The 26,313-nt window shown below is 67.5% G+C and carries 22 protein-coding genes and 2 pseudogenes; 10 read left to right on the top strand and 14 right to left on the bottom strand.

The window, feature by feature from the left end; all coding sequences use genetic code 11:
• Window positions 1-113 precede the first annotated feature (113 nt).
• The 3 genes from ACOTKD_RS00260 to ACOTKD_RS00250 are packed head-to-tail and all read left to right on the top strand — an operon-like array spanning window position 114 to window position 1,844.
• The gene (locus ACOTKD_RS00260; protein ID WP_424886741.1) at window positions 114-530 is read left to right on the top strand and encodes a transposase family protein; all 417 of its coding nucleotides are present in this window, start codon (window positions 114-116) and stop codon (window positions 528-530) included.
• Window positions 485-1,405: an ISL3 family transposase gene (locus ACOTKD_RS00255; RefSeq protein ID WP_424886740.1), complete on the top strand. Its 921-nt coding sequence runs from the start codon at window positions 485-487 to the stop codon at window positions 1,403-1,405. The genes ACOTKD_RS00260 and ACOTKD_RS00255 overlap by 46 nt, the downstream gene beginning before the upstream one ends.
• Window positions 1,392-1,844 (top strand): transposase, encoded by a 453-nt coding sequence (locus tag ACOTKD_RS00250; RefSeq protein ID WP_424887343.1) that lies wholly within the window; start codon window positions 1,392-1,394, stop codon window positions 1,842-1,844. Before ACOTKD_RS00255 ends, ACOTKD_RS00250 begins: the two co-directional genes overlap by 14 nt.
• Before the next feature lie 236 nt (window positions 1,845-2,080).
• Here ACOTKD_RS00250 and ACOTKD_RS00245 read toward each other — a convergent pair.
• The 8 genes and pseudogenes from ACOTKD_RS00245 to ACOTKD_RS00210 form a co-directional block, all read right to left on the bottom strand.
• Window positions 2,081-2,162: pseudogene (locus ACOTKD_RS00245) on the bottom strand (transposase); the annotation flags it as partial.
• 246 nt (window positions 2,163-2,408) lie between these two features.
• The gene (gene cas2e, locus ACOTKD_RS00240; protein WP_424886739.1) at window positions 2,409-2,780 is read right to left on the bottom strand and encodes a type I-E CRISPR-associated endoribonuclease Cas2e; all 372 of its coding nucleotides are present in this window, start codon (window positions 2,778-2,780) and stop codon (window positions 2,409-2,411) included.
• 221 nt (window positions 2,781-3,001) lie between these two features.
• A complete protein-coding gene (gene cas6e / locus ACOTKD_RS00235) occupies window positions 3,002-3,745 on the bottom strand; it encodes a type I-E CRISPR-associated protein Cas6/Cse3/CasE (protein ID WP_424886738.1) in 744 nt (247 codons plus the stop codon).
• A gap of 2 nt (window positions 3,746-3,747) precedes the next feature.
• Complete coding sequence (gene cas5e, locus ACOTKD_RS00230) at window positions 3,748-4,623, bottom strand: type I-E CRISPR-associated protein Cas5/CasD (protein WP_424886737.1); 876 nt, start codon at window positions 4,621-4,623, stop codon at window positions 3,748-3,750.
• Entirely contained in the window at window positions 4,620-5,984 is a 1,365-nt protein-coding gene (locus ACOTKD_RS00225; RefSeq protein WP_424886736.1) for a type I-E CRISPR-associated protein Cas7/Cse4/CasC, read from the bottom strand. The genes cas5e and ACOTKD_RS00225 overlap by 4 nt, the downstream gene beginning before the upstream one ends.
• Entirely contained in the window at window positions 5,981-6,565 is a 585-nt protein-coding gene (gene casB, locus ACOTKD_RS00220) for a type I-E CRISPR-associated protein Cse2/CasB (protein WP_424886735.1), read from the bottom strand. The genes ACOTKD_RS00225 and casB overlap by 4 nt, the downstream gene beginning before the upstream one ends.
• Entirely contained in the window at window positions 6,558-8,156 is a 1,599-nt protein-coding gene (locus ACOTKD_RS00215; protein ID WP_424886734.1) for a type I-E CRISPR-associated protein Cse1/CasA, read from the bottom strand. Before ACOTKD_RS00215 ends, casB begins: the two co-directional genes overlap by 8 nt.
• 694 nt (window positions 8,157-8,850) lie before the next feature.
• Window positions 8,851-9,027, bottom strand: a complete 177-nt coding sequence (locus ACOTKD_RS00210) for a hypothetical protein (RefSeq protein WP_424886733.1) — start codon at window positions 9,025-9,027, stop codon at window positions 8,851-8,853.
• 1,815 nt (window positions 9,028-10,842) lie between these two features.
• Between ACOTKD_RS00210 and ACOTKD_RS00205 the strand changes: the two genes are divergently transcribed.
• Together ACOTKD_RS00205 and ACOTKD_RS00200 are read left to right on the top strand one after the other, a co-directional pair.
• Window positions 10,843-12,966, top strand: a complete 2,124-nt coding sequence (locus ACOTKD_RS00205; protein WP_424886732.1) for a hypothetical protein — start codon at window positions 10,843-10,845, stop codon at window positions 12,964-12,966.
• Between the two features lie 65 nt (window positions 12,967-13,031).
• Complete coding sequence (locus tag ACOTKD_RS00200) at window positions 13,032-13,358, top strand: hypothetical protein (protein WP_424886731.1); 327 nt, start codon at window positions 13,032-13,034, stop codon at window positions 13,356-13,358.
• A gap of 438 nt (window positions 13,359-13,796) precedes the next feature.
• Here ACOTKD_RS00200 and ACOTKD_RS00195 read toward each other — a convergent pair whose 3' ends face one another.
• Together ACOTKD_RS00195 and ACOTKD_RS00190 are read right to left on the bottom strand one after the other, a co-directional pair.
• Window positions 13,797-14,012 (bottom strand): type I-E CRISPR-associated protein Cas6/Cse3/CasE, encoded by a 216-nt coding sequence (locus tag ACOTKD_RS00195; RefSeq protein WP_424887342.1) that lies wholly within the window; start codon window positions 14,010-14,012, stop codon window positions 13,797-13,799.
• A 70-nt stretch (window positions 14,013-14,082) separates the two neighbouring features.
• Window positions 14,083-14,337 carry a type I-E CRISPR-associated protein Cas6/Cse3/CasE gene (locus ACOTKD_RS00190; protein ID WP_424886730.1) on the bottom strand — a complete coding sequence of 85 codons (255 nt, stop codon included), beginning with the start codon at window positions 14,335-14,337 and terminating at the stop codon, window positions 14,083-14,085.
• Between the two features lie 2 nt (window positions 14,338-14,339).
• On the opposite strand from ACOTKD_RS00190, the gene ACOTKD_RS00185 reads away from it, so the two are divergent.
• Window positions 14,340-15,044, top strand: a complete 705-nt coding sequence (locus ACOTKD_RS00185) for a type I-E CRISPR-associated protein Cas6/Cse3/CasE (RefSeq protein WP_424887341.1) — start codon at window positions 14,340-14,342, stop codon at window positions 15,042-15,044.
• A gap of 1,191 nt (window positions 15,045-16,235) precedes the next feature.
• Here the strand turns inward: ACOTKD_RS00185 and ACOTKD_RS00180 are convergent.
• Window positions 16,236-16,493: a hypothetical protein gene (locus ACOTKD_RS00180; RefSeq protein WP_424886729.1), complete on the bottom strand. Its 258-nt coding sequence runs from the start codon at window positions 16,491-16,493 to the stop codon at window positions 16,236-16,238.
• A 29-nt stretch (window positions 16,494-16,522) separates the two neighbouring features.
• On the bottom strand, window positions 16,523-16,726 hold the full coding sequence (locus tag ACOTKD_RS00175; protein ID WP_424886728.1) for a hypothetical protein: 204 nt from the start codon (window positions 16,724-16,726) through the stop codon (window positions 16,523-16,525).
• Between the two features lie 331 nt (window positions 16,727-17,057).
• Between ACOTKD_RS00175 and ACOTKD_RS00170 the strand changes: the two genes are divergently transcribed.
• A complete protein-coding gene (locus tag ACOTKD_RS00170) occupies window positions 17,058-17,552 on the top strand; it encodes a hypothetical protein (protein ID WP_424886727.1) in 495 nt (164 codons plus the stop codon).
• Between the two features lie 401 nt (window positions 17,553-17,953).
• Window positions 17,954-18,673, top strand: coding sequence for a toxin-antitoxin system YwqK family antitoxin (locus ACOTKD_RS00165; RefSeq protein ID WP_424886726.1), 720 nt, complete (start codon window positions 17,954-17,956; stop codon window positions 18,671-18,673).
• Between the two features lie 385 nt (window positions 18,674-19,058).
• Here ACOTKD_RS00165 and ACOTKD_RS00160 read toward each other — a convergent pair.
• A pseudogene (locus tag ACOTKD_RS00160) lies at window positions 19,059-19,838 on the bottom strand (transposase).
• 1,845 nt (window positions 19,839-21,683) lie between these two features.
• Between ACOTKD_RS00160 and ACOTKD_RS00155 the strand changes: the two are divergent.
• Entirely contained in the window at window positions 21,684-22,586 is a 903-nt protein-coding gene (locus ACOTKD_RS00155; RefSeq protein WP_424886725.1) for a hypothetical protein, read from the top strand.
• 2,221 nt (window positions 22,587-24,807) lie between these two features.
• Here ACOTKD_RS00155 and ACOTKD_RS00150 read toward each other — a convergent pair.
• A complete protein-coding gene (locus ACOTKD_RS00150; protein ID WP_424886724.1) occupies window positions 24,808-25,173 on the bottom strand; it encodes a hypothetical protein in 366 nt (121 codons plus the stop codon).
• A gap of 333 nt (window positions 25,174-25,506) precedes the next feature.
• Here ACOTKD_RS00150 and ACOTKD_RS00145 point away from each other — a divergent pair, with 333 nt between their 5' ends.
• Window positions 25,507-26,211, top strand: coding sequence for a TnsA-like heteromeric transposase endonuclease subunit (locus ACOTKD_RS00145; protein WP_424886723.1), 705 nt, complete (start codon window positions 25,507-25,509; stop codon window positions 26,209-26,211).
• Window positions 26,212-26,313 lie beyond the last annotated feature (102 nt).

Below are 26,313 nucleotides of genomic sequence, written 5' to 3'. Positions count from 1 at the left end.
TGGCTATGTAACCGAGGGTGGGCTCTGGTCCATTTCTTGTGGTGGCTTACGCAGAGTGACCGTTGACCTTCGTGTGATGGCGGTTGAGGTCGCCCGAAAATCGCCCGGCTGGAATGTGGTGTGGCCGACAGTGCTTCGCCGTGAACGAAGTACGGCCGCAGCTGGAAGAGCTGCTGTTCTCCTCGGTCGAAAGCGTGTCGGTGGAGTCCGTCGAGGTGACCGATGCGGTCGTCCGGGTCGAGGCACGGACCACTGTGAGGCAGGCGGCCTGCCCGGAATGCGGATGCTGGTCCGGCCGAATACACGGCTCTTACCTGCGGTTTCCCCGTGATCTGCCAGTGGCCGACAAGTTCGTCGTGGTGTCGCTACGTGTGCGTCGGTTCATCTGCACGGAGGGCTCCTGCTCGCGCCAGACGTTCGCCGAGCAGGTCCCGAGGGCACCCGTCGGTTCGGCCGACGGACCGAGCGACTGCGATCCACGCTGGTGTCCGTCGGCCTCGCGCTCGCGGGCCGGGCCGGCGCCCGGATGACGGGCGTCTTCGGGGCGCCGGTCAGCCGGAACACCCTGCTCAGGCTGATTGCCTCGCTGCCTGACCCGCCCACCGCCGTGCCCCGCGTGGTCGGCGTGGACGAATACGCCCAGCGCAAGGGCCGTGTCTACGGAACTGTGCTCGTCGACGTCGAGACACGTCGCCCGATCGATCTCCTGCTAGACCGTGAAGCAGACACCCTCGCGGCCTGGCGCGCCCAGAGGCCCGGAATCGAGGTCGTCTGCCGCGACCGCGCCCCCTTCTATGCCGGAGGCGCCACCCGCGGCGCCCCGCAGGCCCTCCAAGTCGCTGACAGGTGGCACCTGTGGCACAACCTGGGCGAAGCCGCCGAGAAGTGCGTCTACCGGCACCGCGGCTGTCTTTGTCCCACCGCCCCATCACCACCGGACGAGCCGCAGCAGACGGAGCCGACCACGTCGTCGCCCTGGCCGACGGGCCACCGGTTCGCCGAACGCACCCGCGCCAAGCACGCCACCATCCACGCGCTCTTGGCCGCCGGACACAGTAAGCGGTCCGTCGCCCGGCAGCTCGGCATGACCCTCAACACCATCCTGCGTTTCTCTCGTGCGAGCACCCCGGAGGAGCTGTTCACCGGCCAGTGGCAAAGCCGCCCGACCAAGCTCGACGCCTACAAGCCCTACCTCGACCAGCGATGGCAGGAAGGCTGCACCAACGCCTGGACGCTGTGGGAGGAGATCAAGGAACAGGGTTACCCCGCACGGCTACGGCAACGTCCGCAACTACGTCAGCAGGACCCTTCGTGGCAAGCCCCAGCCGGTCGGGCCCCGTCCGCCATCGGCCTGAGCTGTCACCCGCTGGCTCCTCACCCACCCCGACGCCCTGGCCGAGGGTGACCGGCTCCACCTCAAGGCCGTCCTGGCCAACTGCCCCGAACTGACGGTGCTCGCTGAGCACATGCGCTCCTTCGCGCACATGCTCACCCAGTTGCAAGGCGATCACCTGCCTGAATGGATCGAAGCAGCCACCACCTCCGCCGAACTGCCTAGCCTCCGCCACTTCGCTCAGCACCTTGAACGCGACCTCGATGCCGTCATCGCCGGCCTCACACAGCCCTGGAACTCCGGTGTCGTGGAGGGACATGTCAACCGGATCAAGATGCTTAAGCGTCAGATGTTCGGCCGGAACATGCTGCCACTTTGTCGGGTCCCAACACCTGGCATTCGGTTGCCTTGCCTCGATCAGAAACGCCTGGCAGGCGTAGTTCGAAACGACTGCCGCCGCCTATCTATGCGACTGTGCGGGTTGTTTACAGAATGGATCCAGAATGTGTAGGGATCCATCACGGGCAATGGGGAAATTTCGAATGGAGCGGGGGAACGGGTATGGAACTCAACTATGTCTATTCCTGCGCTGTGGCATGAGTGTCGACGGCTGACATAGATGGGACCGGTGTATCGTGAAGGCCGTATGCCGATCTAGCTTGACGTTGGCTCCCGGCCACGAGTGCGTGTTGCAGACCGGTGAACGGTGCGGCCGCGGGCAGGCCGTGTCGGCGCCACCCTTTACGTGAATAACGCTGCTGCCTCGAAGCGCACTTGCTCCCGATGAGCCCGCTGCTTTGCGGTCAGACCCCCCATCGGGATACCGCATGACACCGGGATACACCCACGACAAAGATCACGGTCACCCCGAACCGAAAGACTCAGTAGCCACTCGGGACCACCCCCGCGTGCGCGGGGACCACGCGAGCTCCAGCGGCACGTGGTCGTTGCTCGCGGGACCACCCCCGCGTGCGCGGGGACTACAGGCCCTGACCTGCAGTTTTAGGGGAGCTGGTAGCGGGTTTTACCTACTGTACCTGGATGTGTCGTACTGTAAATACGGGACATAATGGCCTCACTGGCTGAATCTTCGTTGTTTGGCGGCCTTGCTCCACCCTTGCCGGGGCGTTTGGTTTTGCGGTGCAGGGCCGGCCAGCGATCCGGCTGGACGGGGAGTGGCTGGCCTGTGGAGCAGTGTGAGGCCTTCGTGGTCCGTGGGTTGCCAGGCGTGGTCGTGGGTGCGGAAAGTGCAGCCCTGCTCGTTGTCGGTGCTGTAGGCGAGTAGAGCCCGGCCTTGGGCGGAGTAGGTTCGGATCTCGTCCCAGAGGATGTCGCGTACGCGGGCGGATGGGGAGCCGAGAAAGACGCCGGGTGAGATTTCCAGGAGCCAGCAGGTGAGGAAGCCGCGTAGTCCTGAGGGGCAGTTGGTGAGGACGATGACGGTCACCAGATCGGCTCATCACCGTAGTTGCGTCCCCCGGCGAGCAGCTGCCCGCTGTCGGTTTGCAGGCCTACGCGGTCCGCTTCCTCGTCGGCGTTGAACGTTGTGCGACGTGTTGGGGGTTCCTCGTAGTGGAGTCCATGGGCACGGGGCGGGGATGAACCCGCCCCGTGCCCCGTTGGCCGGTGATGCGATGGCTGCTTCGCGGGGAAATGGGTCTCTCCGGCTCAGCGTACGAGGATCAACCCGCAACTGTAGGCACGCGCGTGGCCGACGCCCTGGGTGAGGGCGGTGACGAACGTCTTCGGGTCGGTCACCGTGAGGGTGCCCTTGATCTCCGCGCGTGCGATGCGCAGGCTCTTGTGCGGTGCCGGGCTGGAGACCCGCGGAAGCATGCGCAGAGCGAGCCGTTCGGTGTCTGTGTCGGCCCCGATACGGGTGACACCGTTGGGGGCGACAGCGGGTTCGCCGGATGATTGCAAACGGTGTGAGAACCAGGTCCTCACGTGTTCGGGGCGGGTGTGAGCGACGCGGGTGCCGCGAGTCTTCGGTGGTGAGCCCGGCGCGGGCGGAATGCTGCGGACCGGATTGACAACGGTACGGAAGTCGACACGGTCACCGGTCCGGAAAGTGCGGTCGATGGTGAGGGTCTCCGGTGCTTCGGCCAGGGCTTTCTGGGGCACGCCAGTCCAGTCGGCAGGTACTGACGACTGGACCACCAGGTTGAGCCGGGCCTGCCGGAGATCGACGGTCCAGGTCGACAGGATGCCCATCTGGGAGCGGGCGTCAGGGCTGCCGTCGTCCACCCAGCCGGGGAAGCCGCTCATGACGGTCCGGTGCATGTCCTGCGCGTCGATGAGCGACTTGGCGGCGTAAGGGTGCCGGGCGTCCAGGGTGAGCAGGGACTGTGTGGCGACGAACCTGGCGGCACCACCCGGGCCGGACGGCGCGTGTGACGTGGCGGCTTTCATGTTCACAGGATGATGTCCCATCCGCGAGCGGGCGAAGCGATGGTGATGCGGTGACGGGTCTCCCAGCGGAGGCTGTGGACGCCTCCGTCCGCGTCGAACCGTATTGGCTGGTCCGACAGGGAGCCGACGCCGGGAAGAGGGACCGGGCTCTCGATCCAGGCCCACGGGCGCACGCCCGTCACCGGAGCCGACGGCTCACCTTCGTAGCAAGGTTCCTCGGGGAGCAGGGCGTGCGTCTCGAACACCTCCTTGAGGGTGCCTGGAACGACTCCGAGGGCGAGGTCGCCCGAGGGTGGGCATGCCTTGCGGCCGAGCCAAAGCAGCCGCTTGGGGTGTTCCAAGGCATGAGCGATCCGCTCCAGAAGTGCCGCATCCGGGTGCTCCAGGCCGACGAGAAAAGCGGCGTCCGCGAGATACCAGCGCTCGGTGATCAGAGCGTGGCGACGGACCTGGCCCGAAACCAGGGTTCCGGAGGCCGGGTCTGCGGTGACGTACTTCGGTGAGCCGTACCAGGCTTCCAGCTCCCTCTGGCCGAACGGGCCGGGCTCGGAACCGTCCGGCGCTGAGGTCGTGGTGGCCTTCGCCGCACGCTGGTGGTCGGTGAGGAGGTCCCGGGGGCGCAGAGGATATGTTCCTCCGCCGACCGTGTGGTAGTCGCGAAGCGGCGTGCCGGGCCGGTCGGCCCGGACTCCGAAGAGGACCTCGGCCAGTTCCCCGAGGGGCTCTTCCCGGGCGAGGCCGAGGGCCGCGGCACACAAGCCGATCACGCCCGACTTCGTGGGACGAGTGTGTGTGTCACGGCGTGCGAACCGGCCGGTGAGCCCCCAGGACTGCAGAGGTCCGGCGAGTCGGACGAGCAGGACGTATGGGTCGTTCACGGGGTGAGGTCCTCAGCTCGCTCCACCACGGTCAGCGACTCGGGCAGTCCCAGTTCCCCGAGGAGCATGTCGATCTCGGGGTCGTACGTGAGCGCGCGTGCGGTGCGCAGATCTTCACGGCGGCGGCTGACGAAGGTGTGGTGGCGCAGCAGCCTGCGAACGGCCGCGGGGCCTGCCGGTCCCTCCCCGCCGGCCGAGACGGGGCCTTCGTCCACTGGCCGCTGAAAGGCTGACGCGTAGTTGTAGGGACGTTCCCCCTCGAACGCGAGGACGAACGCGGGAAGCGAGCCGGTAGATGCGGTGGAGTTCTTCTTCGCCTCCGGAAACGCTTCCACGAAGGAGTTCACGAACTCTTCCTCGGCCTCGGCTGCGGCGGTCCGGGCCTCCTGCTCGTCCATGCCGGCCGCCCGCAGATTGGTTCGCAGCTGCGTGCGGTCGAGGACGGCGTGGCGGTAGAAGGTGCCGGAGATCAGGGACTGGTACCCGGTCATGCCGGCGCCCGCGTCATCCGCGGTGTCGAGGAAGCTGAGGGCGTTGCGCTTGCGATCGAGCTTCGCGTCGTCCGCCGCCGCATAGAAGTCCTCGATCTGCTCGGCTTCGTGCACCGTGAAGGCATGGCCGCTCTGGACGGCACCGTCGACGTTCGGGGAGTCGGGGATCTCGGCCAGAAAACGGCCGTAGAGAGCGATGTCCACGGCGTCGCGGGGGGCGAGGGCGAGTAGAACGGCGTCGCGCGTGGTCTTGGGCAGAGGCGGCAAGGGGACGGACGCGGCCGTTTCCACCGTGGACGTCTCCTCCGTCTCTTCTGCCTCCGAGGGCGATGCGGACTTCTTCTTGGCTCCACGGCGGGCCTTCTTCGCCGCCTCCGCACGGGCCTGGGCTTCGAGATACCCGTCGCACCACTCTTCGACATCCGTCGCCTGCCCCGCGATGTGGCGCGCGATCCTCGTTGCCGCGTCGGACGGCGCGAAAATGAGCACCTTCGTCAGGTTGGCCACCGTCTTCTTTTTCGGATCGCCGAATTTGAGTCCGCTTGCCTCCATCACCGCACGGGCTGTGACCAGGGCCTTCTCCTTCTCCCAGCCGTGCGCGGTTTCGAGCTCACGGCCGGCCAGGATCGCCCACTCCCGTGTGCGGACGCCCATGCTCCGTCCCTTGAGCGCGCCACGGCCCGCGTTGGCACGGTTGCGGGCGTGGACTCGCTCGGCCCGACGACGGGCCTGGCTGGTGATCATGTGGCGTTCCACCCCTCCGAAAACAAGGGTTTTGGGCTGCGCGTTTTCATCGCGCACCGGGAGGACGGCCGCCAAGGTTTCGATGAGGTGCAGGGAGAGGAACTGGCTCCGAAGTGCCTCGGTCACGAGGTGGTGTCCTTCCGCGTCGTTGGTTCGTTCTGTGCTCCCCGGCCTCGCACCGGTGGGGTGTGGAATTCGACCGACCACCAGTAGGCGACGCGCGCCTTGCGGTCGTTCCAGTTGGCAAGGTCATCGGCCAGTCCGGTCCAGGACGGTGGCGGCTGTTCGCAGGACCGCAGTCGGGTGACCGCATGCTGGAGGTGGCGCCAGGGGATGCGCCGACTGGCGACGATCCGGTTCAGGAGACGCTGGGCTCCGGGATTGTCGGGCCCGTATCCGGTCCCGTCCCCGATTCGGCGGGCCGCGGCGCCGAGGCTGCCGTGGCCGTATGAGGGCTTGGAACGCCCTTGGTGGTAGATCGCGAACAAGAAAGCCATTCGCTCGAACAGGTCACGGTGGTCATCGCCGCCGTACCAGCCCGCGCGGATGTGAGCGTTGGTGCCACCCCTGGCCCGGCGTAGTTCGGCGAGGGTCCCGTACTCGCGGTTGCGGACGAGAGTGGTGAGCCAGGCGGTGAACGCCGCACTGTCGTGCGGGGGCCGAGGGCGCTCCCATTCCGCTCCGGCGTCCAGGTTGCGCTCAGTCATGCGCGATCTCCCCTCTCAGCTCGGCCGGGGCCCAGTCACCAGACGTGTCGTCATCGAACCGCCGCACGGCCCGGGCTTTCGCACGATGATTGCGGTCGTTCGGGGGCAGGACGTCGAGGCGTTGCAGCATCTGGGTGCGGGCTGTCGTTCTTAAACCGAGCGCGTAGCCGACGAGAGGCTCCGATACCGGGTCGTCGTCCTCCGGCCCTCTGTCGACCACCTCGTCCAGCAGCTCGTGGAACGGGTTCTCCGCCGTGGGCCAGAAGGCCCACCGGGCGTCGAGCCGCGCGACCTGACCGGCCTCGTCCGCGGCCCGCACAGCAGGGAAGGCCGTGTCGGCGGCCACGATGGCCGCATTCTTCAGGGCCCGGGCGATGTATTCGGTGATGTCGGAGCCCCGGCGGGAAGCTCGGTAGAGGTGGGCGGCCATGCCCGGGGCGTAGGGGTAGGCGCCATGCGTCCACGTGACCGGCAACGTCTTGTTGGCCAGCAGCCCCACTGCCCACAGCTGGTACGGAGCCCCCGTGCCTTTCCGCTCGTAGGGCAGGGAGCGGAGCCGCGCGTACAGACCGGTCCGATCGTCCCGGACGGCGCCGTAGAGAGCGTGTGCCTCCTGCCAGAGCGCCCTGCTGGGGGACGGCCACAGCGGCTTTCTCACGCCGTTCGTCGTCGTGCTGAACACCGCGTCCTGAAAGTGCCGGTCCGGGTCGAGCTCCAAGACCTCGCCGGCACCGATCAGGACCTTGTCCACGACGATCTGCCCGTACGGTCCGTGGCCGGTGCGTAGGAGTACCGACCGTCCGAGCGCGCTGTGAAGGTCCGCGGAACTCCGTGGCACTCTGGGCTTCGCCTTCTCTGTGAACGTGCGGCGCTCGATGCCGCTGGTCCAGGAAGTGTTGAGCGCACCCCCCGGCCCGTCGGGCGGGTAGAGGTTCAGGCGCAGTGTCTCGCCGAGCGTCCGCCCGAGGGCGACGACGCGGATTCTGCCCGTGAGCCGGCCCGCGGCGAGATTGGTCACCTTGGCGCCGAGCCGGGCCCCGGACATGCGGGCACGTCCGTAGAGGCCATAGACATGTTGAGTGAGCGTGGCACGGAACGCGACTGCCGCCGGAAGTGGGTTGTCGAGCTCAAGGTGGTGGTGGTCGAAGTGCTGGTTGTAGTCACCGGCGTGTTCGATGATCAGCTGGGCTGTTCCCGTGCCGCTCTCGGCAAGGTCTGCCGCCAGACAGGAGTTCTGCAACAAGGGCACCGTGGGGTGGCACAGATCCCAGGAACCGGCCGGTTGACTGGCCAGCCAGGCGGCCGCCGGCCCAAGGTCCTGCTTGCCGACGATCCAGTCCCGCCACTCCTCATCGGAGGAGGGACAGGTGCCGGAGGCGAAGCAGATGGCCAGCAGATGCTCGATGACGGCGATGTTCTCACCCGGTGACGCGCAGTCGAGTGCAGCCAGCTCATCGGCCCTGGCGAGGAGCGCGCGCAGGGAGTGATGGGCTGTCGCTCCGTCGATGGCAACGGTGGGTATGCAGGGCTCGCTACGTGGGTCCCAGCTGAGACGCCGCCCGGCGGGTCCGGGCGGGGAGAATTCGGACAAGTCCTGGCTACCGCTCTCTTGGTCGTGAACAAGGGACTGGTACCCCCGCACACGCGGGGAAGGATCCTGTACAGAGCACTTGAGGCCGTCGACGGGTCACTCCCGCTGCTGCGGGAAGGCACTTCCTCAGTTTGTGTTCAGCTCTCCCTTCTCAAGACGACGACTGGGCTGTCGGCCTGAAGCCGAACGCGTCGGGGACTTATAGTGGGGAATTGCCGAAAGATCGGCAGTCCCGGCAGGGCCGCACCGGCAGACCGGCGAGGCTGTAGAGCGGTTCCCGTCCCGTGGGCGCGGAACGGGAACCGCTCATCGCCGGGGCAGGCCGTTCTTGGCGCCGTGTTCACGCCAAGAACGGCCGTTTACCAGAGGTGATCCACCATCTTGCCGACCACCGCGGCAGCCACGATGAGAACCAGCTCCCACCCATGGCGCCCCAGCCACTCGCGTGCAGTCCTGCCCATGAACGCCCCCCGTATCGAGGCCTCCAGCCCTGCAGTTGCAGAACGGGGGCGCCGATGCGGCCGATGACAGAAGCCGACACGGGTACCTTTGTATCGCAACTCGCCTTCGTCGTAGGCGACTTCACGCCAAAGGAACCTTGAAAAATAACCCAGTTGCGCTTGAGGCCGTCGAGTTGAGTTGAACCCGGCGTAGCGCTGGGGTTCCGCCCCAGGTGTGGACCCAGCCGCACTCATCACCGCGACCGACGACGCATGAGGATGGCGAGAGTGGTGCGCGCGTCCTTGCGGCGGTCCGGCGTGTGCGCAAGAACGGAGACGAGGGCCACGACGAACAGGACGCCCGTGTACAGCAGGCCGGCACTCCCGCTCACAGCGGTGATGTAATAGAGCAACTGGGGGATCTGGGGCACGATGGACCCTTCCGTCGGGGGCCGGTCTCGGCTGGCGAGGTGATGACTCCAGAATCGCGAGACCGTGAGACACCGGGAAGTTGCGTCCTTTCCCGCATCACGGTTTCCGCAGCTAAGCCCACGGATTCCAGGACGACGCCGACCCGATTTTCCGCCGTTGCGAGCCGAGAGGGGAACGGTGACCGGTACGGAGAGAACCGCGCGCCAGAAGCTGGGCACCATGCTGACGCGACTGTGGGAGACCGCGGGACCGTCACACAGACAAACCCTGGAGCTCGGGATCTCTCCCTCCACCCACAGAGGCTGGCGTGAGGGGAAGACGGCCCCGTCAGCAGAGAAGACGGGCGAGTTCTGGTCCCTCGTACGGCAGCTGCAGGAGGCCGTCGGTGGCCAGCTCTACACGGATGCCGAGTGGGAGACCGCCCTGCGTGCGGCCCAGGGCGAAGGGACCCGAAACAAGTACCGGCCGGCCGTCCCGGTCCGGCGGGAACACTCGCGCATTCGCTTCGCCCGCCCGCACAGGCTGGCTATCGAAGCCGCCATGGGGGATATCAGGGGAAGAGAAGGCGAGCGTACGGCCATGAACGCGTTCGTCAGGGACTCCAGTTCCACGGCGCCGTCGTACCTGTGCTGGCATGCCGAGGCTCCCGTGGGCAAGACCGTTCTGCTTGCCGACTACGTCATGCGGCCGCCGCGCGGCCCCGACGTCCTGAACTTCTTCGTCTCCGCGGCGCACCGCACCAACACTCGGGCCGAGTTCGAAGAACATATGACAGAGCAGATCGAGACGTTCCTCGGTTCACCCCCGCGCCCTGCCCCCAGGGGTGTTCGGCAGTGGAGGCGCCTCTTCGCCGAAGCTGCTGAGGAGAGCGTGCGGCACGGGCGGAAGCTCCTGCTGGTGGTTGACGGTCTCGACGACGATGTGGCCTGGCCGGGTATCGCTGCCGACGGCGAGCCACCAGCAACGGGGGGCACGGCCAGGCAGAGCATCGCCGCGCTCCTGCCTATGTCTCCACCTCCCGGTATGCGGGTCATCGTCTCCTTCAGGCGCTGCGTGCGCTTCCCCGATGATCTCCCTACCGGGCATCCGCTGCGCCTGCGCGAGCACCTGCGCGCTCTTGCACCTATTGGAGGAGTACCGCAGGTCCGGCAGACACCGCCGGCTGCCAATGCTCTGGGCGGCACCGTGGTGGGACTGCTCGCCGCGGCGGGCGGCGGCCTGCGCACGGCGGACCTGGCGGAGCTGGCCGGGCTCCCTGCCGACCGGCTCGACCGCCTGGTGCAGGGACCGGAGGGACGCTCGCTTGTACTAGAGGATCCGGTGTTCCAGACGTACGCCTTGGCCGATCCCGGTCTCGCCCAAGCGGTGCGGGAGGGCTTGGGAGACGAGGAGACCGCACGGCACACCCGTGCGCTGCTCGCCTGGTCGCAGAGATGGCGCACGGCAGGCTGGCCCGAGGGAACGCCCCCGTACCCCTTGGCCCATCAGCTCCGGCTGCTGACCGACTCCGCGGACCGCGCTGCGTACGTTCTCGACATGTCCCGGCTGCGCCGGCTCGCAGTGACGGCCGGCTCGGACGCGGCTCTCGCACAGCTGGACGCATTTGAGGAGGAGGTCAAGGCCACAGCCACGAACCCCGGCAGCCTGACAGTGCTCGCTCCGCTCACTGTTGCGAGAGCCCTGCTGCGTGGGGAGACGCGCGAGGTGCCCCCGGCGCCCCTGCCCTACTGGTCCGATTGGGCGAGGCCGAGCGCGCTCGCGGCCTGGCTCGTTCCGCACCAACTGCCGTCTCGAGGGCTACGCACCTGGCGGACGTGGCGGTCGAGATGGCATACGCGGGACAGGACGGAGTGGATGCTGACGCGCAGGAGGCAGTGGGGTGGCTCGCCCCCGCCATCCAGGGCTACCAGGACCCCACGACGTACACGCGGCTCCTCGGCGCCGCCCGCACACTGGTGGCGCTGAACAGCCTCGACGCCGCCCGAACGTTGCTTCGTGCCGTGGTCCGCGACAGGGCGGCCAGGACTGAAGCGCTCACCGAGGCAGCTGGGATGCTGGCCGGAGCGGAGGACGCGGAGGTCGTGGCGGCGTTGCGTAAACGGGCAGAGGACCTAGGCGAGGGCGGCACCCGCGACCGTACAGCGGCGGTGGACCTCTGGGGAACACTGGCGCGGGCGGTGCCTTCCCTCAGCGGTGACGCCGGTGATGCCATCACCGCTATCTGCGATGAGCTCGCCCCCTCGGACGGACTGGGCGCGGTCGACGTACTGTCAGCCGCCGCGTCAGAACTTGTCCAGTTGCCACGTCCTTCCGCAGCTCGCAAACGGACACAGGAGGCACTGGCCTGGCTCATCGAAGCTCTGGCCGACCCGGATGCGCTGTCCGATGGTGATCAGGCCCACCTCGGTCGCGAACTTGCCGGGACGCTGGCACGTCTGACTCAGGCGGTGGCCGACACAGGTGCCACGAGGAAGGCCCTCGACGACATCGTCCGCCTGCTGAAGTCCCTACCCGAGGGGCTGCGGGTCGGTGTACTCGGTGATGTCATCTCGGAACGCGCACAGACACTCGCCGAAGCCGGTCAAGCGCGCAGGGCAGAGAAAGCCAGGAAAGCCTCGGCCGACGCCAAGGAAGAGAAGAACGCGGCCCGCAGAGCCCAATACCGGGAGGCGCGGCCGAAGCAAGGAAAGAAGCCGGGACAGGTCCGGCGCACACCGGCAACCCGGCGCGCGCACGCGCACCGTACGTCTGCGGGCCTGCTTCCCGCCGGCGATGACCCACCACCCGATCATGCCCGTCTACTCCAAGAGGCGGACGAGCAACTGGGCGCAGGCAATCGCCTGTGGAGCAGGGAACTACTGGAGGCCGCCCTGCGATGCTCGCCCGCCTCATCCTCGCAGTCGTCCGCCCCGGAGGACTGGACGGTGGGCTTGTCGCAAGCCCTCGGTACGGCTGGTGAGTTCAGCGCGGCCGAAGCACTCGCCGAACGCCTGCCCTGCATGCCGGACCGCGTGCGCCACCTGGCAGCCCTCTCCCTCGGGTGCTCTCTGGGCGAGCAGGGGGACGTGGGAGGCCACTATGCCCGCGAAGCAGCACGCCAAATGCCCGACTGCGCTGATCCCGGCCTGGCGAATGTTGTAGCCCAAGCCCTTGCCTGTGCCGGGGACGGGCCGGCGGCTTTGGCCACGGCAATGGGGCGTACTGCTGCGGAGAGGCGTCAGGTGCTGACAGCCGTCGCGGCCGGGCTTGCACGTCACTGCCCCGAGGAGGCGGCACGTATCGCCGAACCCCTCGCAGAGGCCCTGATGCGGCGGATCGACACGGGAAGCCCATTCCGGGTCATCCCCGAACTGGCAGCCCTCCTGCTCGCCTACCCGGACATCCGGCACCCCGGCCCGGGACTGCACAAAGCGCTCCGCCTTGCGTCGTTTCGCATGGCTGACGCCTCTCAGCCGTGGCATGCACCGTCGATGGCCGTCCTCACCCTGCTGGAGCGGCTTGACTGTCTCCCGGAGGAGAACACACACGTCGTCGCAAGTCTCACGGACAGATGGCAGCGCTCGCTTCAACCAGGCGAAGTGCCTTGTGCAGAGATCGCCCTTCTCTTTGCTGCGGAGGGCGACACTGATGCTCTTTGGCGGCATGTCGAGGCGGCACGGACACCAGACGGGCGAGCGGCGGTGCTCTGCGCGGCCGCCGCACACCTTGCAGGTGCTCCGATAGCCCTGGCCACAGACAGCTGGGCCGACGACAGGGTGGCCCGGACCTGTCTGGCGCTTGCTCGGACATCAGGCGACGGCAGCCCTCCTGCTGAGGCGACGGCCCGGCGTCTCGTGCGGAGACTGCTGGGAACCGACGCATGGGCTCGCACGATCCCGCTGCTCCCTCAACTTGCTCCTGGAGCGCTGGCACACCTGAAAGCGATCGCAGGGATGTAGGACCTGCTCCCCGGCGCGTGTGGGGATGGGCTTGCACGGGGATGGCCCTGGGAATGGGGTTCATCTTGCAGCACGGACTCCTGCTTCCCGCGCACACGGGGACGAGTCCTTACGCCCAGGAGGACGACAACGGCTGCGAGCTGCTCACCGACGCGTCCGCGCTCACCGACGCGTCCGCGCTCGCGGACGTGCTGACGCCGGGGGCGCCGGTGCTGCGATCGGCGCCCGGCCACGGCGGCGATATGGACAACATGACGACACTGCTGGCCGAGAGCGAACCGGCCCAGCACCAGCTGGCTGTCGAGGTCGTGGACGCCTGGCCCACTCGCGACGTCGGGCCGTTCTGCATCACCGCGGTCCCGGCCGTCGACGGCTGGGCGACCCGCAGCTGAACTGGGTGCTGGAGGCCGAAGGGGACCACCCTCGCATGCGCGGGGACCACAGCCCCTGCCCGAAGGGCTGCGACGAGGGCTGGGGGTCACCCCCTTCGCATGCATGGGGACCACTGGTTCGCAAGGGTCACTGCGGTACCCAACCGGGGACCACCCCCGCACGCGCGGGGACCACGGCGACCTCGCCCAGGCCACCGAGGACGAGCTGGGACCACCCCCGCATGCGCGGGACCACGCCGACTGGTTCGTGAGCAAGACCGGTGAGCAGGGACCACTCCCGCGTGCGCGACGAGGTTGCCAGGCAGCGTTTGGGACCATACCCGTATGCGCGGTGAATGGTGTGGTGTTCCGGGTAGAGGGATGAGAGGCGGTCACCGGCACGGGTGTGTTTGCGGGGTGAGGAGAGGCTGCGTTTGCTGACGGTGGTCATGGGTTGTCTCACCGTGGGGGAGCGGGGGTCATGAGTCCGCATCCGTAGGCTTTTGCTTTGCCCAGGCCTTGGGTGAGTGTGCGGCGGAATGAAGTGATGTCTGTGATCCGCAGCAGGCCGTCGAACGTGGCCTGGGTGAGCTGGATCTCCTGCCGGGGGTTGCGGGACGGAATTCCTGTCGGCTTGCCGAATCGGACCGGGGCGCGGTTGTGGACGACGAGCAGATAGTCCCGCGCGTCGGTTTCCTACGGCTCGGTTGAGGTTGCCGTCGACGACTCGGCTGCTGCTCCCGCGCTATTGAGCGGGCCCGGCCTCCCGCCCTCGGCACCCGGGCGGCGTTGTTCCCGCACGGCTGCGTTCTTGTCGGCGAAGAACGTGACGTTCTCTGCTGCGGCAATGGAGGGAGAGCGGGGTGCGCAGCACGGCGAAGCCGCAGCGTTCTTGTTGTTTGAGGAGCCAGCCGGCCTGGTGGCGTACGGTGATGTGGGCGGCTCGTCTGGTGGGTGCGCCGGTGGTGACTGGCGAGGAGGCTTCCGTAGCGCAGCTCATGGCTGGGTAAGGACGCGGGTTCCCAGGAGTCCGAACAAAACTCGGCCATACATAGCCCGCTTGAACGTCCTTATCCGATTCACACGCCCCTCGACCCCGCAGCTCCAGGACAGGGACAGGCCGGCGGTCACCGCGCCGAGGTCCTGACGGACCAAGCCGGTGAACGCCCGAGCGAGGTCGTAGGCGAGGGCTGGAAGACCTTCGCCTACGGACAGTTCCTGGACACCCTCACCGAAGGCGGCATCTGGGCTTTCCGCCTCACCGCCAATCCGGTGCACCACATCCGACGCGCCCAGGACCCCACCATGCCGGGTACGTTCACCTCGTGTGTTGCTATGCCGAGAAGCCCTACAAGCTGCATGACGTGTGCGTGTCCTGCCGTGTCGCGTTCAAGTGGCACCCTCGGCCCGGCGGCCACCGATGCCCCCGATGCTCCGGGTGATGAGGATCGCCAGAAATCCCCAGGGGCGCTCGCGTTCCCCACTTGGTTCGGATCTGAACGAGCCGTTCGGGGCCGCCCAGTCGTGGAGTGTGCGGGCCGTGTCGCCCCGTCAAGGGCGCCTTCGGCGTCGCTCCGCGATGAGCTGCTCACCCTTGACCGGCCGCCCCGGCCCTGGTGTCGGCGGGCTATCGGGCGGCCCCTCCGCCGTGGCGTCCGTCGGCAGGTCGCGCGCCTCGGGGTGGGGAACCGCGGTGAGCAGGTCTGAGGAAGAGGCGAGCAGCGGCTGGGGAGATTCAAGGAGCGCCATCACCTTCGGCTACCCGGGCTGGCCACGGCAGATCGAACTCGGGACGCTCACGGTGAGTCTGAGAAGCACCACTCACATGTAATCAGGGTGCCCGCCGATGCACGGTCATGCGATCACTTCCGTAACGCCGTTCACGGCTCTCCTTACCGTGCTCGCGCCCCGCCGGGCCGCCGACCTGGACTTCGTGTTCTGACTATCCCCGGCTACCTCATTGCGGCACTGCGGGCACAAGACCTCGTCGGCCACGGGGCGGAACAACCGCACCTGTACATGTTCGCCCTGGCATTCCCGTGTGCCGGAGAGCCGCGATCGCCTGCCGTTCGCGCGCAGCTCGGCGGCACGTTGCTCCGCAAAGGTCGGCACCGGAGGCATTCGCGGAGAAGCCGGTGACGGATCAGCCCGGCCGGAGAATGAACCGTCATGGGAAGCCTCTCCGTCAGGTCTTGACGGAGGTCTCCCATTGCGGCGCCGCGGTGAAACCACTCGCCACCAGCGGTGCCAGGCCTGCCAGCTCACGCCCGGAGAGCCGGAGTCGTCGTTCGCTGTGTGAGACAACGGCGAGGGCTAACGCACCCCGCTCGGCCAGCGATCCAGGAACGGCAGGAACATCCGGCATGGGCTCCGGGGTCTGGGCAGCAGGGAGCTCTTCCTGCCTCTCGATCTGGGTGTGAGCATCCCCCGGGTCAGCCGGCGCAGGGGGAGGGGAGGGAGGGCTATTGATGTTCTGCTCAGTGTTCTTTTGGGAACGGCCGACAGGCCGATGCTCCGGCTGACCGACGGTCGGGATGTGGTCCGCCGGGCAGCCGTCCCGCACAGCGATCGCGGCCTGCGCGGAGAGCGGCATGTTGGAGATCAGCTGCGTGGTCGACCACCGGCCGCCCTCGCCCTGGCGCCGCCACTCGTGAAAATAGCCCTCCGCCGCGAGCTGGCGCTTGGCACGGATGAACCCGGTCTTCTTGATCCCTGCCCGCTTCGCCGTCTCCGACAGCGGCTGATCAAGACCCTCCGGCAGCGATAACTGCCAGGTCAGCAGTCGTACGGCTTCTCACTGAGTGTTTCGTCCCGTCTGGCGGTGTTTGATTCCGGTTCTCTGGCATCCTCAGGCTGGGGCGCGAGCGGCCGACGAGCGGGCTGTCATCCAGAGTGGCGTCAGGGAGATGTTTCCTCCGAAGCCTCCTGTCTGATCCCAAGCCGTACGCTGTTGGCATCTTCTGCACGGGTGGACCGGTCAATATCCCTGCGGTACTTCGGAGCAATAACGACGGGTTCGGTGCCCGGGCCGGAGTAGGTGAGGGTGTAGCTGACCTGGGTGTCTTCCGGGCCGATTCGCCAGCTCAGCCTGGTGGTGCCGTCTTCGGGGACCGTGGTGTCGTCTGGACGGAAGTCTGTGATCTCGAGGTCAGGCATGGCCTCTTCCTGTCTATGTCCGAGACGGGCTATTCCAGTAGTTGGGCTTCGAGGTCGGCGATGCGTTTGTCGGCAAAGCGGAGGTTCGAGCGGGCGCCTTCGAGTCGTTCCTGGAGAGTGCGGTGTTCCTGGGCGAGCTGTTGGACGCGGCGTTTGAGGGTGGTGTTCTCGGTGGTCAGGGCCTGGACCGACTCGCCGGGGACCATCTGGTCGAAGTCGCGGATCTGCCCCATGAGCTCTCCGATCCGCTGCCGCTGAGTGAAGACCTCTTTCTGGGTGCGGGTGAGCTCGGCCTCGGCGTTCAGCGCCCGCTCGCGCCAGGTCGCCTCGATCCGTTCGTGGCTGGCCGGTCGGGAGGCGTGGGGCCGGCCGGGGCCTGGTGGTGCGGTGGCCGGGTTCTGTGCGTGTGCACCCGGTTCGTGTGGAGGCGGTCGCCGCTGTCTGGTTCAACGACGCCGCCCTGGGCACTGTCACGCCCTCGTGGTGTGTTCACGCTCGCGAGCGCAAGCTGGTAGCGCCATTGTGTTGGCCGGGGGCGTGGTGGCCGTGTGCATACTGCTGGGCGTGGAGTCTTCCCTCGCCACCCGGATACATCTGCTGGTCGCCTTTGTGCTGGTGATGGGCGCGGTGGTGGGTGGAGCCTGCTTCGGTCTTGTCGCAGGCGGGCGCCTGGGGGCGGTGGTTGCTGCGGGTGCGGCCGGCCTGGGTGCGGGGATCGGGTCGTTTCTGGCTCGCCGCCGGGTGGTTTCCTTCTTCCGGCTCGAAGCCGCTGTGGCCGGCGGGTACGCGGAGGGCATTGCCGACGCGGCCTTGATGAGCATCGCGACGTACCACGCGGCCGTCTTCCCTCTGGTCCCTGACGGGGTGAGCGAGGAAGAGCGGGACGCCCGCCGCACTCTGGCCTACCGGGTCTGTGCCTATGACAGCCTGCCTCTGCGAGTACGGGTTGCGGCGGCCGGGGCCGTGGAAGCCATCGACCACGGTCTGGACGCCGAGCACGCCCAGGCCGCGGCGAAGGACCTGACCCTTACGGTCTACGGACACCGCGCCGGCCGCTGACCTCGGCACCCCCGCGGGGGAGCCCCGGATGCGGGCCCGCTCGTGCCGTGGAGGGGAGTTTGCCGGGCTGCGGGCTGGCGGGTTCTTGCGCAGGCTGGTGGCATGCCGAGAGGCGTGCGTTGTGGTCGGGTGCGATCGGGTTCGGGCTGGTGTCCGTACCGGTGCAGCTGGTGCCCTCGATCAGCGAGCACGGCCTGGAACTGCACGAGGTATACGATGCGGACGGCGGGCGGGTACACCGCCGGCGCCGTAGATATCTGGGATAGTCGGCCATTGACGCAGTTCAGCGCCTTGGGCATCGTTAAGGCACGTTAGGCACGCAGCCGGGGAAACGTTACGTCGGCTCCGAGCCAGACGGCCGGGGAGACTTGAAGCCGGGATGGACCGTTCGCTACGTGGGGATGAAAGCGATGCTCGGTGGTCGGCCGACCGACGATCAGTTGAAGAAGACCTTCGTCGCTGTACTGGGAGAGGTGCTGACCGGGCAGGGAATCCGGAGCTGCACCGGGCTCGACATGGACACGGACGACGCTTTGTGGGAGATCGCAGCACACTATCCGGAGGTCAGTCTCGACCTCGTCGACGCCGCTCGCGCGGCGTTCGCCGGACAACTGGACGGAAGCAACGCCGCGCGCTGGCATGCAGAGATCCAGCGCAAGTTCAAGGACCGGCAGGAAGGCCGCCGCGCGAGCGCGCGGGGCTCCGGGCCCGCTGGGCCCCCTGATACCGAGCCGTCTGAGGAACCGGCTGCGGCCGCCACGACGGCGCGGACGCTGCGCGTCACCGGTGACCGGACCTTCCTGGACGAGTACGGGCGCACCTGCTACGAGGGTGGGCTCTTGACCGGCGAAGTCGAGGAACGCACGGACACCGGGCAGATCGAGCTGCTCTCTACCTACTTCGAGGGCGTCGAACACGGACGGCAGCAGGAGTGGTGGCCAGATGGAACCAAGCGGGCCGATGGGGTCACGAGGCTGGGCGGCCCGGTGGGTGAGTGGCGGTACTGGCACGCCAACGGTCAGCTGGCCGAACTGGTCGTGTTCGACGACAACGGCCGGGAGATGACCAGAAGGCGCTGGAGCACCGCAGGAGAACTGACGCTGGACGAGGTGACGCGCTGAGCGTCTGGTCAACTTCTATCAGTGGCCCCGGCTCATTTGCCGAATGTGCCAGAACAACCCCTGGATATCCGCGAGGCACGTGCGCTGGGGCCAATGTGGCCAGCATGCCTGACGCCTTCAAGTAACCCCAGATAACGAGTGCAGTGTGTGCGGAGAAGACGTGCCCTACGAGCACGTGGCCCGGGGGATTGAGCAGGACGGGAAGCAGGCGGTCCTGACCGAGGAGGACATGGCGCATTCTCCAGGGCGCGGCGAGCGTGCGGTTCGAGTTCATGCAGCTCAGAAGCGGTCGGAACGACCATAGCGGGTGCAACAGGTGTGGTGTATGGAGTCGCGGCCAGGATTCACCCGGCGGGAGGTTAAAGCTTGTCTCGTGACGCTGTGATCAGTGGCTGAGGGCGAGGTTGTGCATGTGGGCGACGCCACTGGTGGCCCACCAGACGCCGTCGCCTTTCAGGCGGCAGTCGCGCAGGATCTTCCAGTTCTTCATGCGAGCGAAGGCGTGCTCGACGCGGGCGCGTACCCGCTGGTGGGAGGTGTTGTGCTGTTCCTTCCAGTCGGGCAGCCGGTCCTGCCCGGCCTGACGGCGGTGGGGCATCGGGAGGCCGGTGCCCTGGTAGCCGCCGTCGGCGAGGACGGTCGCGGTACCGCATGCGTCCTTGATGCCGGACTCGGCGAAGGCGGTGCAGCCGTTGCGGTTGCCGGGCAGCGGTCGGCCGACGGCCAGTACCACCCGGGTGTCCGCTTTGATCAGGACCTGGAGGTTCGCCGAGTAGCGGTAGTTCTTCGACGAGGCTGACACCGTCCGGTCTCTCGTGGGCACCAGCGTGCCGTCCACGATGAGGACCTGGTGTCGTCCGGGCTAGCGCTTGCCCGGGGCCAGGGCCAGCAGCGGCCCGTGCCGGCTGATGATCCGGCCGACGGCTGCCGGGGAGATCCCGAAGAGCGGGGCGAGCTGGCGCACGGTGAGGTTCGTGCGGCAGTACATCGCCACGAGCAGAACCCGGTCCTCCAGGGGCAGTGCCCACGGGCGGCCCGGCCGGTCCGGGTCCAGAGCCCGGCCTCCGTTGCGGTGGACAGCCCGCACCAGACGCTGGAACTGACGTGGGCGGAGCCCGGTGAACACCTCTATGAGCTCATGGCGTTGAGCGGTGACGACCTGCACGACCAGCTCAACGCAGCCCCCGCCCACGAGTTACGAGACAGGCTTTAGGAGATCGGGGTTGGTTCCGGCGTGGGGGAAGGCGGAGCCGTCCCACTGATTCAGGTGCCGAGGTTCGTCAAGGTGGAGGTGGCCGCGCCGTGCAGTGGCCGGTGGCGGCGGTAGCTGTCCAGCGGTGAGCGGTGTCGTTTGTTGTGTGCCGCGAGTTGGTCGCCGGCGTTGCGGTGAGGGACGGCGCGGGCGGGCTGGTTCGGTGGCCTGGCCGGGAGTGTTTGCCCAAGGAGGCGATGTTCTCGGGCCGCGACCGTCGTCGGGTGGGAAGCTGCGAGATCCGCCGTATGATCGCAGACGGCCGCGCTCACTCAGGTGCGGTCGATTCTCCGGCGGCGGGCATGCGCCGCCGTCCGGGCGAGGACGGGCCCGGCATCCGCCCAGGACTCGTGCAGTGTGAGGCAGGATGGTCACCCCTGCAGGCTCCCGGCCTGAGGGAGGAAGCCCAGTGCCCTGTCCGGTCCCGTCTTGCCTCGACCTTCCTGTTGCCTCCGGATCGCACGCCAGCGTCATGGGAGTCCTGGCTGGATTCGATGTCGCCGTCATCATTTCCTACTCGGATCGAAACGGGCCGCCCCCACCCCAGCGACCGGCCCTACGCCGGCATCGTCATGCTGCTCACGTGACTGGTTGCTCTGGTGGCCGCAGCGTTCCTTTACGGGGTGGCCTCAGCGGTGCGCGGCGATCAGCTTCGGGCGGCAGTCATGATTCTCGCCAGTGGCATGGTCGCTGCCGTTGCGGTGTCAGGGCTCTTTCTGGGGCTGGTGATACTCGTAGCGGTGTCTCTCCCCCGGGACCCGGCCGTGCTGGTGGCGCGTGGAGTGATGTTGCTTATCCCGCTGCTGGAGGCGGTCCATATGGCGGTCAGCGTGGCCGATGTCCTCCGTATCGGCCCCGGTGGCATCGGGCAATCGTCCACATGGGGGCTGCTGGGGGGATCCGCGCGCGACCAGGTGCTCCCCGCTCGCGCGGGGATAGACCCGGCGACGTGTTGGCCAACTTGCCCAAGCGCGGTTGCTTCCCGCGCGTGTGGGGGGCTGAGGTAAAGGAGGTGGGAGACTGACGGTTCTTGTGTTCTCTGCGCGTGCGGGGGATGGAGCCTGATGGCGAAGAAGGCGCAGGGCGGGACCTGCTGTCCCCTGTGTGCGGGTGGGCCCGGGCGGATGGCTGGCGGACAGGATCTACTTGTACTGCTCCTTGCCGAGGCTGGCGCCTGCCTTCCAGAACTCCTTCCCGCGTGTATGGGGATGGACCCCAGGGCGTCGAAGGCGAGCTCAGGGTTGGGGACTGCTCCCCGCGCGTGCGGGGTGACGGTTGGACTCGGGGCCGGGGTAGTTCTGGGCGTTAGCACGGACATCGTTGCCGCGCCCGGTAGCGCTGCCGGGCGGCGCGACGGCTCCGTGGGCCAGCAGCTGCGGGCCTGTGAGCAGGCGTGGTCTGTACCGGCGTCGGCGAAGTCCGCTGTGAGCGGTCTGCAGGGTGGCGCTTTCCGCTGCTGGCAGGGGAACCATCTACGTGATTCCTCCTTGCCGTGCGCGTGCCCTGCCATGCTGTCGCTTGCACGCGTGCCGGGTCGGCGATTGGTCCAGCGCGACGATCACTTGAAAGGCGCGACTGCGTCGTTCCAGGCTCGTATGTACAGACCGTATCCAGGGAGCCGGCCCCGGCGGGCTCGACACTCGACGAGGAGTGCAGCGGTATCTGCTGGTCCCGCCGTGGCCATCCTCTCCAGCCATGCCTGTCACACCGCACCTCTATCGTGCGCAGCACGAACACGGAGCTGATAAGGAGCCGACTATGACCGCAACCCCCGAATCGAAAGCACCCAGTGTGAGCGACCTTGACGCGATCGCTCACCTCATCCCCACCTGGGCCTCCGTGCGAGGACTGGCTGTGGTTCCAGCAGTCCCGGAGAACCATGATGACTTCCTGCCGGCTGTGCACATGACGGTGGAGCACATGACACCGGAGGCCTTCGTCGACCTTGCGGCGACGGCCGGAGCTCGTCTGCTATACAGCTCCGGAGAGACCTTCGAACTCTCTGTTGTGGAACTGGATGAGGACGAGAAGCAGCGCCTGGACTCTCGTGGTCGAACTCGAGTGGCCGTGCTGCTCCATCAGGCTGCCGAGTATGAGGGCCGCTACCACGATGTGCGTTTGGCCTTTGCCGCAGACGGAGTTCTTCACTATTGGAGTGCAGCTCAGGCGGCCTGGTATACGGAAATCACTGAAGGGATTGACGGAGTACTGTCGGGTCTTGAGGAGGGCGTCGATTCCGGGGGAAGTCGACCTGTTGTCGACGGACCGCTTCGGCTGAGTGAGGAGGAAATCGTCCGGCTCGCAGCGCAGTTGCAAGAGTCTCCTGAATTCCGGGAGGCTCCGAGTCAGGCTCAGCGTCAGCGGATTGTCCGACGCCTTGTAGGGTCGCACGTGGCCAACTACTGGGCCGTCGTCGAGCGCGCTGGTGACACTGTGGATGCGGCTTCAGCCAAGATATTTGCCGAGCTTGAATTGAAGGTTAGTGATCTTGCGGGAGAGCTGGTAGATAACCCGGAGTTCCGGGAGTCTAGCGCCAAGGTACGTAAGGTCCGAGTGGTGGCATTCCTTAAAGCTCGCTCCGGTGGCTACAAGCCCCCGACCGGGCTGATCGAGGTGTTGCTCGATGAAGCGTCAAAGAGAATCCGCACCTGGAAGCAGTGAGATACCTGCCCAGTCGCCGTACCCTCGCCGCAAGACTGGAATGCGACCGCAACATCGTCGTGGCGGGCCTGACCCCTGCCTTGGGGCGCGGGCGTCGCCGAGGAGCACGTCAACGGGGCCAAGATGCTGAAGCAGTAGATGCTCGGCTTAGCCAATGGCTTCGACGCCATGCGTTGCTTCTCGCGCGTGCGAGATGGCTCTGGCGTGGCTTGGTTGATGTGGTGTGTTTCGTGTTCGGTGGGGGGGGTGACAAGAAAAGGGCGTTCCGGGTTTCTTGCGGTTTTTGGGGTGTTTAGTGGGGTGATATCGGTTTCTTTGGAGTTGGTTGGTTTCCGGGATGTGGTTGGGGAAACATGCAGGTCGTTTCCTCTGCTCCCCGCCCGCGCGGGGATGGACCCCTGGTGGTTTTCGGTCTCGGCTACCGGGCGAGCCGCTCCCCGCGCACGCGGGGATGGACCCGCCTCCGTCTGCGGCTGCAAGGGCGGCTGCTCCTGTTCCCCGCGCGTGCGGGGATGGATGGATGGATTCCCCCGCGCGTGCGGGGATGTATGGATGGACCCCGACGCATCGTTCGCCCGGGTTTGGAAGAGCTCTGCTCTCCAACGTACGCGGGGATGGGCCCAGGGACGGGTCGGTGAGCGGCTCGAATACGTTCTGCTTCCCGTAACGCGCGGGGGTGGACCCAGACCGCACAGAGCGGCGTGGTGTCGGGGTGCTCCCTGCGCCTGCGGGGATGGCCCCGAGGGCGACGCGCCGGCCGCCCCTGTGATCGACTGCTCCCCGTACGCGCGGGGATGATGGGCCCTTGCCCGCGTAGAAGCCGCAGGAGATCACGTCCTGCTCCCGGCGCGTGCGGGGATGGGCCCAGGGAAGAACCGTCACTCTGCCACCCCTCTACCTGCTTCCCGCGCCCGCGGGGATGGTCCCGAGCGCGTCGGCCCGAAGGTCGCCGCCCTCCTGTGTTCCCCGCGTTCGCGGGGATGGTCCCTTGCGTTTCAATAATGATGAGCACGAGATTGTGTATTCCCCGCGCCCGCGGGGGATGGTTCCCTAAACGGGGTGTCCACGACGTGGTGCCCGAAGTGTTCCCCGCGCCGGCGGGGATGGATCCGAGCTGCTCGACTACTTGAGCGAGAAGGCCGGCTGTTTCGCGTGAGTGTGGGGGTGGGCCTCGCGGTCTACCGGTGGCAGCGTCGTCCTGCACGTCCTGCTTCCCGCGCGTGCGGGGATGGTCCCTGCGCGATGACCAGGAAGAACTCAAGCGACTCCCTGCGCCTGCTGGGATGGTCCCGGCTCGATCGGGTTTCCCTGCTCGTCCTCCTGGTGCTCACTGTGCTCGCGGGGGATGCCCCCTCATCATCCGCCTGCGGCGCCATGCGGTTCTGCTCCCTGCCTCGCGGGGATGGACCCGAATTCACGGCCTTCATCGCCGATCTCCCTGACTGCTCCCCGCACGCGCGGGGGATGGTCCCGGCGCAAGCTTGATCGATGTGCCGATCGGAGTAGTCTTCCCCGCGCACGCGGGGATGGACCCGGCGACGTGCTGGCCACCTTGCCCAAGCGCGGCTGCTTCCCGCGTGCGGGGATGGACCCAGGGGGTGATGGTTGCCGTGCGGGGCAGGCGTTCTGCTTCCTGCGTGTGTGGGTGTGGTTGCTGCACTGAGCTGGTCGGCGGTTAGTGGTGCTTGTGCTGCCTGTGCTTGGGGGTGGCCTCTCAGCCTTCGGTGACCTTTTCCGCGCCGGTCGGTGCTCCTCGGGCCTGCGGGGGTGGTCCCACGTACCACGTGAACATGGCGTACCAGGAGTCGTGTTCCCCGTGCCTGCGGGGATGGACCCGTCGACGAGATGCCCCAGTACCCGGACGTCCCCTGCTCCCCGTACATGCGGGGATGGACCCCGTGCCGTCGACGCCCTCACCCAAGCCGTGAACTGCTCTCCGTGCGTGCGGGGGTGGACCCTGCGCTTCGTCCGGCGACATGGCGACGTGGGACTGCTTCCCGCATGTGCGGGGATGGACCTCACTGAAAAAGATTGCAGAAGGGACATGGAAACTGCTCCCCGTACGTGCGGGGATGGACCCCCGAACGCTTCTACGAGACGGTCGAGGAATGGCTGCTCCCCGCACGCGCGGGGATGGACCGGAACCTGCTCAAGCCTGCGGTCCCAAGCCCCGCTGCTTCCTAAGGGCGAGGGTCTGGAACTGCCCGTCCATGGCCTGGGCCTACGCCGTGCCGTCGGCCGCGGCCTCGTCGCCGCCCGCGTGCTCGTGCACGCGCTTGAGGGCCATCCGTGCCTCGACCATCTTCCCCTTCTCCACTGTGTCCCAGAAGGGGTGGGTGGCGACGGTGATCGACAGTTCCAGCGCGCGGGCCCGCAGCGCGGCGACCTGTTGCTGCTGTTCCTCGGTCCAGCCGGGGCTGTCGGGCCGGCTGCTGGGGTACCAGTGCCCGTCGGGCCTGCTCCACCCGGGCAGCGGGACGGCCGACCAGGGCAGCGTGCGCCCGAGCGCGGCGAGGTCGGCGGTCACCTGGTGCAGTTCGAGCTGCGCCTGGCGGAGCGAAGCGGGGAAGTCATAGGTATCAGCCATTGCAGCTCAATCTTACCCTTGTGTCGTATGCATGTTCTATTTAGTGGTGGGTGGCTGGTAGGCCGACTGTGACGGTCGGCGATAGTTGGAGAATGGCCACCGATAGTTGGCATGTAACGCTGCGTACATGATCACCCGGCGTCTGTTCTGGTCATCTGCGGTAATCGGCGCCGTGTCGGGACGGCGCGGTGATCCACTTTGGGTATGGGTGCGCAGGCGGGAGCTGGTCTTCGTTCGGATGGATGCGGGCTGGATGATCTCGTGGCCCCGTACAGCGCGGACGGGGCCGTACAGGATCGGCTGGCGCTGGGGGAATCGTGGCCTCGGCGGTGGGTGACGACGTGGCGGTTCGCGGGGGATGAGGTGGTCTGGCCGGTCCGGGATCTGACGGCTGTGCCGGTGCTGGCCTCGGAGCCCGTACGCGCCTTTTCGTGGCGGGCGCGGCAGCGGCACCGGCCGGGGAAGCAGTTCATGGTCTCAACAGGGCGGCATCACGGGTTCGAGTCGCCGGAGGAGCAGCGGCTGCTGCTCGCGCTGGATTTTCTGCGGGTGCGGGAGGTGTTGCCGCAGCCGTTCCGCTTGGACTTCGAGCACGCGGACGGCCGGGCTGAGCACACGCCGGACTTCCTTGCGATCGCGCCGGGCGGCCAGCGGTGGTTGTTCGATGTCCGGCCGCGCCGCCTCATCGAGGAGAGCGACGCGTTGAAGTTCGCGGCCACACAGGAGATGGCGGCAGCTTGCCGCTGGCGCTACACCGTGGTGGCCGGCTGGCAGCCCCACGTGATGGGCGTGCTGGACGCCCTCTCGGCCCAGCGCCGCGACCTGGACGATCCCCTCGCCCTGCAAGGCCAGCTGTTGCGGTCGGCGGAGGACCGGGCCGTGAGCTTCAAAGATCTGGTGGAGTCGACGGCTTTGCCGGTCGTGGCCCGTGCTCATGCCCTGCACCTGCTCTGGCACCGCAGGCTCGGCATCGACTTGGGCGAGCCCTTGCAGGACACATCCGTGGTCTGGCCTGGCGGCGGTGGGCGCCCGTGGTGAGAGGAGGGCTGCTCGAGCTGGCCCCGGGCTGCGGGATCGGTCTCAACGGTGTCTGCTGGACGGTTGAGGAGGTCGTGGCGCAGGCCGGCCAGGTCGTGCTGC

Origin of the sequence: Streptomyces sp. XH2 (assembly GCF_049725035.1) — a bacterium.
Classification (GTDB): domain Bacteria; phylum Actinomycetota; class Actinomycetes; order Streptomycetales; family Streptomycetaceae; genus Streptomyces; species Streptomyces roseoverticillatus.
This window is presented reverse-complemented; position numbering and strand designations above follow the sequence as displayed.